8 protein-coding genes are annotated in these 8,340 nt (G+C 46.6%); all 8 read right to left on the reverse strand.

From position 1 onward, the window contains the following. Window positions 1-167: 167 nt before the first annotated feature. The 8 genes from COT43_03655 to COT43_03690 all read right to left on the reverse strand — a co-directional run bounded on the left by COT43_03655 (window position 168) and on the right by COT43_03690 (window position 8,228). A complete protein-coding gene (locus COT43_03655; GenBank protein PIS29497.1) occupies window positions 168-1,259 on the reverse strand; it encodes a hypothetical protein in 1,092 nt (363 codons plus the stop codon). Between the two features lie 2 nt (window positions 1,260-1,261). Continuing rightward, window positions 1,262-2,962: a hypothetical protein gene (locus tag COT43_03660; protein ID PIS29498.1), complete on the reverse strand. Its 1,701-nt coding sequence runs from the start codon at window positions 2,960-2,962 to the stop codon at window positions 1,262-1,264. Between the two features lie 8 nt (window positions 2,963-2,970). Then, window positions 2,971-3,744: an AMP nucleosidase gene (locus COT43_03665; protein ID PIS29499.1), complete on the reverse strand. Its 774-nt coding sequence runs from the start codon at window positions 3,742-3,744 to the stop codon at window positions 2,971-2,973. A 13-nt stretch (window positions 3,745-3,757) separates the two neighbouring features. Next, a complete protein-coding gene (locus tag COT43_03670) occupies window positions 3,758-4,255 on the reverse strand; it encodes a hypothetical protein (protein PIS29500.1) in 498 nt (165 codons plus the stop codon). Window positions 4,256-4,396: 141 nt separating this feature from the next. Next, window positions 4,397-5,752: a hypothetical protein gene (locus tag COT43_03675; protein ID PIS29501.1), complete on the reverse strand. Its 1,356-nt coding sequence runs from the start codon at window positions 5,750-5,752 to the stop codon at window positions 4,397-4,399. A gap of 106 nt (window positions 5,753-5,858) precedes the next feature. Then, window positions 5,859-7,148 (reverse strand): hypothetical protein, encoded by a 1,290-nt coding sequence (locus COT43_03680; protein PIS29502.1) that lies wholly within the window; start codon window positions 7,146-7,148, stop codon window positions 5,859-5,861. Between the two features lie 3 nt (window positions 7,149-7,151). Next, window positions 7,152-7,694, reverse strand: coding sequence for a hypothetical protein (locus COT43_03685; protein PIS29503.1), 543 nt, complete (start codon window positions 7,692-7,694; stop codon window positions 7,152-7,154). 9 nt (window positions 7,695-7,703) lie between these two features. After that, the gene (locus COT43_03690; GenBank protein ID PIS29504.1) at window positions 7,704-8,228 is read right to left on the reverse strand and encodes a hypothetical protein; all 525 of its coding nucleotides are present in this window, start codon (window positions 8,226-8,228) and stop codon (window positions 7,704-7,706) included. Window positions 8,229-8,340: the final 112 nt, after the last annotated feature.

Below are 8,340 nucleotides of genomic sequence, written 5' to 3' on the forward strand. Positions count from 1 at the left end.
TGGTACGGCAGCTTGCCCGCTTTTCCAAGTCCTTCTCGAGTTGCACTTATTAGTTGAATCCACGTTGTGTTAATGGGAATTTTGAGCTTTTTCTGCAATCGCCTGGGATGGGGCAAAAGAGTTGGGTCTTTAAAGACAATTAATGATTGAAAATATGCTAAAAATTATTATTTCCAGCGATAGATCTTCAGTGAGCCGAGTAACTGAGATGACAGGTAGCAAACCGGGTAAATTGCCCAAAGAATCGGAAAATATTTGAGTAAATCGGTTTGACCGAACAGGCGGGCGCCGTGATATGTCGCGATGAATTCGCTGACGAATTTAAAGACCAAAAGGATTCCAAGCCATCTCCACAGAAGGGGTGAAAAAACCATTATTGCCAGTACGACGTGAAAAAGGAATACGATCGCTCCCAGAATAAAAAACGGAATTGTCAGGTGAAAGGCTTTGCTGTTCCGGCGTAATTGCTGATGAATGTATTTCCGGCCGAATTGCATCGGCTCGGTTTTGACATAACCCGCCGGGTCGTTATTATAGGCGAAGCGCCAGCGGGTTTTCGTGCGGATTTCCTGCATCAGGAACATGTCGTCACCGGTGTCGGTGTCAATGCTTTGATAATAACCTTCGACGTCTTCAAAGACCTGTTTGCGGTACGCTAGGTTGCGGCCGTTGGCGTGCGTCGGTTTATTGTAGAAGGTCGAGGCCGCGGCGGCGGCGGCTTTGCAGAGAGTGTCAAACCGCTCATAAATATTCATGAATCCAGCACGCTTTTCCACCGGGCTGTTTCCCAGAACCATGCCGACATTACTTCGGAAAAAGGAAACGGTTGTGCGAATCCAATCCGGCGGGACCACACAATCGGCATCCGTGACCATGATAATCTCGTTTCGGCTTTCACGAACGCCCATGGTGATGGCGCCCTTTTTTCCCTTGAGGGTTTCGTGGGCTTTGTCGTGATGCAGTACTCTCCAGTTGGGGCGGGCAGCCGCAAAGGAGTTCATGATATTGTGCGTGCCGTCTGAAGAATCGTCGTCGACCAGAAGAATTTCGAGTTTTTCTTCCGGGTAATTAGGCTTGGTCAGGCTCTCCAGCAAACGGCTGATTACTCGTTCTTCGTTACGGGCACAGATAATTACGGAAACCGTGGGTGTGTACGAAACCCTATGCTCCATACGGATAAATATCAGACCCAGGGCAATTACAAACATTATCATTAGATAAAGAAATGCCAGAATAATAGTGATTTCAAAGAAGTTCATACTCAGAAATTAACTTCCATCTCGATGTATCCGAATCGGTGCGATTCGTGTTGACCATTCAGTTCGGTTGAATAAAAAGTGGCTCCGGATTTTAAGAAAAAGTCGTTGAAAAGTTCATAGCTGCCGATGATTTTCACCTGGTCGGCCGTTTTAATATCGCCCATCAGCCATTTAGTGGAATGATCATAGTTTGGATTGCGCAATTCGTAACTGACCGTGGGGTCGCCACCCCAATAATTGTTTTCGTCATCGGTGCCCTGGCGCAAATGCAGGTAATCGCCGGAAACCGAAAATCGCCGGGAAAACGCCGCACCGACCTTGAGATACCAAGCCTGGGCATTGGCGTCGTAAGGGAAGCCCAGGCAAATACCGTTCTGCGTGTAGTCGGTTGACAGGGTTTTATGGCTGTACGTCCAGGGACGCACGGCGGTAAATTCCAGCTGAATATCGACGGGAAAGAAAGCCAGCGTGGGCGAGAGACGTGTCCCGGCCTGCAGGGCATGTTTATTAGCCCACCAGTGCTTGCCCAGTTCGCCGAAACGCATTTCGTCAATCAGCACAGAACCATAGAATGTGACATTACGCAAAAAGGTTGTTTTAAAATCCATAGACATCAGCAGGTTGTCGCGGTCTTCGAGTGCATGCCCGGCCGGCCAGTAAAAACCAAACGGCATCAGATAGGATACTTCCATATTGCGGTCACCATAAATTACCATTTCGCTGAAACCGATTATCGTGGAGCCTTTAAAAAAAGGAATGTCGATACGATGAGCCGCTAAATATTTCGGGCGGTTTCGTGTCTCGGTTGGGATATTCCGGTACTGCGTACTGTCATTCATCAATGAACCGTGCATGAAGGTCAGTTTTATGCCCCGGTATTGCGTGTTGAATCCGATATAGGAAAAAAGAGGAGCGCTTTTCGAAAGAATCAAGTTATTCGTCCCGCCGGCACCCCAGGAGACCGGTTGGCGGTAAAGTCCAAGATCAAAGTTAGCATTATGATAGACCAGCGAGCTCTGGATATTGTCAAAAGTTATGGTGCTATCCGCCTGAAACATGCTCCACATGCCGCGTTCTTCATCGTATGGTTCAGTGAAGGCTGGGTTGTGTCTGACTGCGAAACGGGCAAAACTGGTATGAAAGGTAAACGATTTTCCCAGAGCGCCGCGGAACATGTATTTATCTGAAAACATTTGTTTCTGGTGATTCCCCTTCCAGTCCATCCGGCCGCGCGCGCCGACGTCGAACCAGAAAAACGTCTCGCCTTTTTCGTACATCAAGAAATGGTTTTCCTCAACAGCATCCTGGCGCGAAAAAAGTTGCGGGAAAGCTTTTCCGAAATAGCCTTTCTGGAAAAGAGGAACCGCAATGGAATCCGCTCCGGAAACCTGTCGTTCGGTTTCATAGCAGTAGTCGGCCAAATATTCCCGTAATATCTTCTTCTCGACGCGCGAAAGTCGGGCATCATTTTGTTCGGCTTGCCGGAGAAAGGCCACAATTTCATCGCGTGTCAGCGGCAAGGCTAGGTCGTTCAGGCCGCGAATTGTTCCCTGCGTTTCTAATCTTCTCAGAAAATCGTAGACCGGGCTGGTTGCTGGAACATTAAGACCAGCTGCATAAATAGCGGCGGGCAAGATTACGGTCGCCAGTAATAAAAAAAGTATAAGTCGGTAGTCGCGAGTCATATTGGCCAAAATATACAATTATTCTATCAGTAGCGGAAATGCTTGATCGGTTCACCCTGCTCGCCGATCTGGGTCATGGCGTCGATGCCGATTTGCAGGTGAATCCGGCTCCATTCGGCGGTGACCTGTTTATCGGACTCATCGGTTTTTACACCTTCAGGGGTCAGCGGCAGATCTGAGACCAATAGCAAGGCGCCGCGGGCGATTTCATTGTAATGTCCGACAATGAAAATCGTGGCAGTTTCCATGTCAATGGCGATGCAGGTCATATCTTTCAGGCGCTGATGAAATTTGGCGTCATGTTCCCAGACCCGGCGGTTGGTCGTGTAAACCACGCCGGTGCGGTAATCAAAACCGCGTTGTACGATAATCTCGGAGACAAATTTATGTAATTTAAAAGAAGGCAGAGCCGGAACTTCCGGCGGGAAGTAATCGAGGCTGGTACCTTCGCCGCGGATCGCTGCAATCGGCAGGATAAAGTATCCAATCTCGGTGGATTTTTTCAGTCCGCCGCATTTACCGAGAAACAATACCCTTTTCGGACGCACTGCCACCAGCAGATCCATAATGATCGCGGCGTTTGGCGAACCGATTCCGCAATTGATAATCGTCAGCCCGGCGGAATTCGTGGCGGCCTGCATCGGGCGATTTTCACCATAAAGCTCACAATTAAACATATCACAAAAATTAGTCACGTAGTTACGGGAATTGGTTAGCAAAATATAGTCGCCGAATTTGTCGAGCGGCATGCCGGTGTAACGCGGCAGCCAGTTTTTAGCGATTTCAAGTTTGTTTATCATTTTGTTATCTCGCTCAAATTGAAAATAATATTATAGCCGCCAGGGCGCAGATCGCACCCAATCCCTGTTTGAGTCCCAGCGGCTCCCTTAGAAAGATCAATGCCAGAACAATGCTGATCAGCGGGTAAAGAGCAGTCATCGTAACTATAGTCGTCACTTTGCCGCGACTGACCGCCTGAAGGAAAAACAGCGAGCCCAGCATACCAAACAGGCCGGTCAGAATCGCCCAGAAGGCACCGGCGGTCTGCCATTGAATCTGATCTTGGAAGGCGATTAAGACCCCGAGGCCAACGATTACCGAACCAACAGCCTGAAAAACCAAAGCACTTTGCGGATTGATATATTTTGTAGCGATTTTCGGCAGAAAGCCCCAGAAACCCCACAAAAAAAGAGCGGTCAGCGCCGGCACAATCCAGGTTTTCACTTTAATCCTCTCTGCATGAAAAAGAAAAATTCGGTCTGCATATTTGCCACGCAAAGTACAAACATTTTTCAAATCAGTCAAATTTATTTGGTTCGGAAAATATTAACCGCAGAGTTCGCAGAGTACGCAGAGGAAAATTATTGGTCATTTTTACACGTTAATTAATGTCTTAGTCATAAAATAGAGTTCTGTGCATGATTAAAGGAAAAACTCTGCGAACTCTGCGGTTTAAAAATGATACACCAGATTAATCTGATGTTCTTGTCCGCCGCGGTTGGCGTATTTTACTCCGGGTGTTTGAGTAGTGAGGTGGATCGGGCTGTCGTCTAAGCGCTTGCCGGTCGGAATCAGTTGCCGGAAAGCATAGGTCAAACCAAGCGGACCCAGGTGAAATTCCGTTTCAGCGTGCAGATCCAGAATATGCAGGCTGTATTTGAAAGGATAATTGATGTCTTTTGATACAACTCCGCACATCATATTAGAAATACCATCAATCTGAAAATCGAAAAGCGTATGGGTATAAACTGCACCGGCCTTGATCTGGACATACCGCATCTGAAAACTATGATCGAAGCCGATCTGTTGGCTGAATGATTTGCCTTGCGAGAGATTTATCTCAGCGGAATGTGAAATCGGTACAAAAATCAAATAGTAGCCGACTACCGGGGTATTTAATGAGGCTGAGAGATTGTAATTCGCTACCGACAGTCCGCTGGTAAATTCCCAGGTTTGGCGTTTGATGCGATTTATAAGAGCCACACCGGAACGACTGAGATTTCCTTTGCCAAGTGACGATTTGTCAACTTTGCTGGGTCGGTTGTTGTCAATAAAATAGGAATATTTATCTGTATAGCAGATCAGTGAAAGTTCCTGCAAACCCGGCCGGAGAGAAGACAATGAAAATTTGTAAATCCGTGCGAAGCCGTCCAGAGGAATATCAATCCGGCGCTTGCCGGACAGAGAATCATACGGACTGGAATTGACATACCGAATTTGCCAGTCGGCCGAAAAATCGGCATAATTCAGAGCCGCTCCAATTCGCCAGTGCCGGTTTAGGCGCGTCGCCAGCCAGACGGAGAAACCGGTTTTTTCTAGGCTCAGGGTATTGTTTAATTCCCGGCCAAAAGTTGGTTCGAGCAGGTCAAAAAAGTACTTATTTGTACGGGAGTCTTCGCTCTGCGGAAAGGAAATAATGTCAATCGTAGGCGACGTATTGATCTGACCGTATTCTGTCCCAAGACCAAGAATTCTGTCGCCTCTTGAAATGATCCAGCGGGTGTTTAGTCGGGTATTTTCGATCCTGAAGCGGCTGGCAAGACTGGTTTCGTCTTTTAGATTATTGAAATACGTGAAATTTTCGGTCAGCTCACCGGCCAAAATATGACGTATTTTTCCTGTTCTAAACGGTAATCCGAAACGTATTTCATTACCTTGTTCGGCAAGCGTCAAGGTCGTTTTGCTATCGATTTTCTTGCGGTATGTGTCACCGTAACCGGATGCCACGGAGATGAATTTTTCTTGATAGGCAGACTCGGTAGAATTGTTTTGAGGAAAGCCCAGAAAATTGTAAAAAAATCCTGCCATTGCCCTGCAAATACCGGCGCCGTGGTGATCAGTATTGAAAAAAAAGTGGGGAAAAGTTTGCGGCTTTTCCCCACGTAAAACCTGTGGATTAAGTGCAATCCGGCTCCTATTTGAGCAGGGTCATTTTGCGAATGGTCTGGTGTCCGTCAATATCTACTGCAGCGAAGTAAATCCCGGAGGGATAGCGGGAGGCATTCCATGTCAAAGCGATGCGACCGGCGGCCATCTGACGATTGATCAGCTGCTCGACTATTCGTCCCTGCAGATCTACGATGCAAACTTTGACGTTGGTGGTCTGTGGGAGATCGAACTCGATATTCGTAGTGGGGTTGAATGGGTTCGGATAGACTGGGTAGAGTTTGAACTCGGTTGGAATACCCTCACTCTTCTGGGCTATGCCGACTTTATAACGATCCGGAAACATACCGCCCAGAGTGCTGTCGGTTCCCGTGAAGAAGCTCTTCATCATTGCCAGGAAACTGGTCGGCGGATTGTCGAACCAGGCCGAAACATTGACCCGTTTTTCATCAATCAGGATCGCTGAATCAGGATAGGCAAAATCTTCGTAGAGACTCCAAGCCATACCAGCCGACATTGAAGACATAAATTGCATTTCCGCGGCGTTCATTTTGAAGTTATCCTGATACGGTTCCATGGCGACGAACAGGTCATTCAGGTTATCGAAAAATATGCCGAAATTCTCGAAGGTTTCTTCTAGCCAATCGCCCATTTCATGGAATTTTTCGACTCCGTAGGGAGTGACTGTCAGAAAATCCGGATTGGATTGTTCCAGAATGTTAATTACGTCCAGCGGGCCCTGCACATCGGAGAAATCCAGATAATCAGGATCCAGGTCGAGGATGAATATCTGATCGAGTTCATTATAAAAACCGGCTAAAACATCTCCGACCACTGACATTGCCCGGCAAGCTAAGTCAATCATTTCGGTCGCGATCTTGATCTGGGAGACACTCAGGAAATAAATCTCAAATTCGCTGTTTGTCCCCAAGGTATATGCACCCCGGCCATCATCATAGGTTTTAAACAGGATGACATAGTTTGTCATGTCAGGACTTCCGGTATACTGATCGACATGGTAACGAATTACGTCAATTGTGTCCTGTATGTCAAAATCGTTCCACTCCAAAGTATTTAACAAACTGTCAATCCGTCCCATTGAAATTAGTTCAAAGGCGGTTTCGAACTGGCTGAAATATTCTTCATCATTTAATAGATCATAGACTAAGGTTAATGCCAATCCGAAATGTTCGTCGGGAGTCAGAGTGGTGAAGGGCGAAGCTTCTTTAAGCTCCAGCGCCGTTTGATAAGCATGCAGTTTGGCCTCAAACTGCTCACGGGTATCATTGGCATTCAGGATAATGTCGGAGGCGATCATAGCCTACATATCGGAAGTGAGACCATTTGGGAAAGTATTATAGAAGGTATAGTTGGATTGCTCGCCACCGCGGTAATAATCCTTGAAAACTCCCATCGGGCCGTCATGATGCGCCAGGCTTTCAATTATTCCTCTCGGTCGAATGACCTTGTTTTCGGATACGGGGCCGATTGGATAGGTTTTCCCGCCTAAAAGGGTATCTGCTTCCGACACGACATTTTGTAAAGAATCCATCCAGGCCAGATCGAATTCAAGTGGGCTGAACGGCTGGTTCGACAGCATTATCTGAAAACTGTCAATCAGGGAATTTAATGAATCAAGTCCCTCCTGGACGATTAATACGCCGGGGTTGATATTGGCGCTGTTATTATTTACTGAATCAAGAATACTCACGAACCCTTCTCGGAGTGTATGCGCCATATTATTACCTAGATTTATGATCATCTCCTGATGATCGAAAAATGTTCTGGAAAACACGAAAAGAGTATCCTGATACTGAGAATCCATGATCCGGACGTTGAATTCAAAATCGGCCGTACTGTCCATGACGGCTACCTAGTGATCGCCCAAAACGCTCAGCAAGGGGCCTACTTTTTCTCCAAAATAATCAATGGATTCGCCGATGCTGTCAGCCATCAGACTGTTTTCGTATGGCCATTTTTGGATGGAATCCCGGTAAGCCGGAAAGGTACCCGATTCGAAAAAATCGGTCAGATTCAGTACAAATTCGTTCGGATTACCGGCCTCAAACAACGGAAAAATATCCGCAAAGGTTTGATTAACGACCAGGAAAGTGTTATTTTCAATTTCACTCAGTAAATATTCAAGGTCATTGATCAGGGTGTCGCCGTTAACGTAGGTGCGGGCGGCCTGAATGATTGCCAGTCCCATATGAGCTTTCATGGTCTGGGTATCGTCAGATCCGGGCAACAGCTTTAAATATTCAGTCTCCATGCTGTCAAGATAGGCCATATATTGCGCCGTAATATCTTTTTGGAGAGTCAGATCGGGAGTTTGGGCTAATAAAGCGGTAGCCAATAGTAACACGGTAATAGCGTAATTTTTTAACAAGTTTTTCATAATACCTCCGTTTTAAACTACTATAAATTAGCATATTTTCGGTTCTTTCGCGGAATGAGTGGGTAAAAGTGGATTAATATTTTTGAATTAGATAAACTATACCTCAGAAAAT

This window comes from Candidatus Marinimicrobia bacterium CG08_land_8_20_14_0_20_45_22 (assembly GCA_002774355.1).
In the GTDB taxonomy this organism is placed as follows: domain Bacteria; phylum Fidelibacterota; class UBA2242; order UBA2242; family UBA2242; genus 0-14-0-20-45-22.

Coding starts and splice junctions, on each gene's coding strand:
- COT43_03680 (PIS29502.1), bottom strand. CDS start 7,148: ATGATCGCCTCCGACATTATCCTGAATGCCAATGATACCCGTGAGCAG.
- COT43_03685 (PIS29503.1), bottom strand. CDS start 7,694: ATGGACAGTACGGCCGATTTTGAATTCAACGTCCGGATCATGGATTCT.
- COT43_03655 (PIS29497.1), bottom strand. CDS start 1,259: ATGAACTTCTTTGAAATCACTATTATTCTGGCATTTCTTTATCTAATG.
- COT43_03690 (PIS29504.1), bottom strand. CDS start 8,228: ATGAAAAACTTGTTAAAAAATTACGCTATTACCGTGTTACTATTGGCT.
- COT43_03665 (PIS29499.1), bottom strand. CDS start 3,744: ATGATAAACAAACTTGAAATCGCTAAAAACTGGCTGCCGCGTTACACC.
- COT43_03675 (PIS29501.1), bottom strand. CDS start 5,752: ATGGCAGGATTTTTTTACAATTTTCTGGGCTTTCCTCAAAACAATTCT.